This is a genomic window from Micromonospora sp. NPDC002575 (assembly GCF_042889525.1).
Taxonomy (GTDB): domain Bacteria; phylum Actinomycetota; class Actinomycetes; order Mycobacteriales; family Micromonosporaceae; genus Micromonospora; species Micromonospora carbonacea.
Map to the genome: position 1 here is coordinate 1 of NZ_JBIARA010000070.1, position 1,599 is coordinate 1,599.

The window sequence follows — 1,599 nt, forward strand, 5'->3', positions numbered from 1 at the left end:
GTCTGGGGATTTAACGCTGGGCGGGTCGGCGTCGCTTGATGATTGTCTTGTGGCGTGGGGTGGGTTGCTGGTTTCGGCTGCCTTTGGGGCGTCCTGGTCCTGGTCGGGAGGGTTTCGGTGGTCTGGCGGGTGTGGGTAGGTGCGGGTGCAGGCCGCGGAATCCTCGGCGGACCCGGTAGGGGGTGAGGGCGGTGGTGGTCAGGGGTCGTTCCCAGGGCAGGCGTTGGTCGGCGATCAGTGTCCGGGCGAGGCGGAGTTGGGTGTGTGCGGCGGCCGTGATCCAGGTCCACAGGTCGGCTTGGTGTGGGTGACGTAGTGCGGGAGTGGTCCAGGCGAGGTGTTGTTTGATGAACCGGTTGGTGTGCTCGATGGCGAAGCGGCGTAGGTAGGCCCGCCAGATCAGGTCAAGGTTGATCTGGTCGGGGCCGGCGGTCCAGAGCCACAGGGCTTGGCCGTTGCCGGCCTCGACGGTTCGGGTCAGGCTGATCCGTACGATGGTGCCTCGGATGATCGGGGCGGCCAGGCCCTTGGTGTTCTTCGCCGCCCACCGGCGTTGTTTGCTTGGCTTGGGGTGCAGTCCGGTCCAGGCCTGCACGTGGATCGAACCGTAGGTGTCATCGACGGTGCGCAGCTCGTGGGTGGGCTCGGGCCAGGTCGTGGGATCCGCGCAGGCGAACCGTTCCCCGTGCAGTTTGGGTCGGCCACCACTGCCCGGAACTTTGGCCGGCGGGTCGCCGTAGAAGACGCGGTCACGGCGGATCCGTCCGATGATCCGGGCGGGGGCGTCCGGATCAGATGCCACCCGAGCGGTCGCGGTGATCGGGCAGTACCCGGCGTCCAGGCAGAACACCGGCGCCACCCCCGGCCGGTGACGGGCCAAGCCCGAAACCAGGGCGCTCATCTGGGCGCAGGCCACCTCGGTGGCGTTGTCGTCAGGGTCCACCCGCACGACGTCCACCGGCGCGGTCCAGGAATCGGGCGTCGCGGATACCTGACAGATCCACTGGTAGGCCCAGCCCGGCACCATCCGACCCCGCCGGTCACCACCTGGATCAGGCACACGACACATCCCACGTCGCGGTGAGCACCTCGCCTCAGGGCGCGGCCACACGGTCACGTCCACCGCGAACACCGGCCACCACGACGGCAGAGCACCGATCAGCAGCTCACGCACCGCGGCAGTGTCCACCCGTCCCTTCGACAAGGACGCGTACACACTGCCCCAACCCCGACGCAACGCCGGCTCCAAGGTCAGATACGGCAACGACACCACCACACCAGGCGCGGTCAATACCGCGTCCGTGACCTCGAACAACGTGTCCGCCCACCCCGTCAGACACCGGTACCAGCCCTGCCGGAACTCCAACAAGCGGCCCCGGTCCCCGCGTGGTGTCTCCTCACACCCACCCGCATGCCCCACAATGACGGCCACGGCCACCGCCTCACATCGAAGATCTTGGTCGATCCCGATCATCAGGCGGTGGCCGCCCCACGTCACGGCAACACACCGAACCAACCACCAACCACCGGCACTACCCCAACCCCAGCGTTAAATCCCCAGCTCGCGTTGGAGGCCACTCTTTCCTGCATTGAGCACGA

2 protein-coding genes are annotated in these 1,599 nt (G+C 67.6%); one reads left to right on the plus strand and one right to left on the minus strand.

Annotation, left to right across the window (positions count from 1 at the left end):
- Positions 1 to 10: 10 nt before the first annotated feature.
- Positions 11 to 1,474, minus strand: a complete 1,464-nt coding sequence (locus ACFYWL_RS31155) for an NF041680 family putative transposase (protein WP_386980409.1) — start codon at positions 1,472 to 1,474, stop codon at positions 11 to 13.
- Here ACFYWL_RS31155 and ACFYWL_RS31160 point away from each other — a divergent pair.
- On the plus strand, positions 1,412 to 1,599 hold a 188-nt coding region (locus tag ACFYWL_RS31160), incomplete at its 3' end, for a hypothetical protein (RefSeq protein WP_386980412.1). The genes ACFYWL_RS31155 and ACFYWL_RS31160 overlap by 63 nt on opposite strands.

Excerpts from the sequence above, each read along its gene's own strand:
- ACFYWL_RS31155 (WP_386980409.1), bottom strand. The coding sequence starts at position 1,474 with ATGATCGGGATCGACCAAGATCTTCGATGTGAGGCGGTGGCCGTGGCC.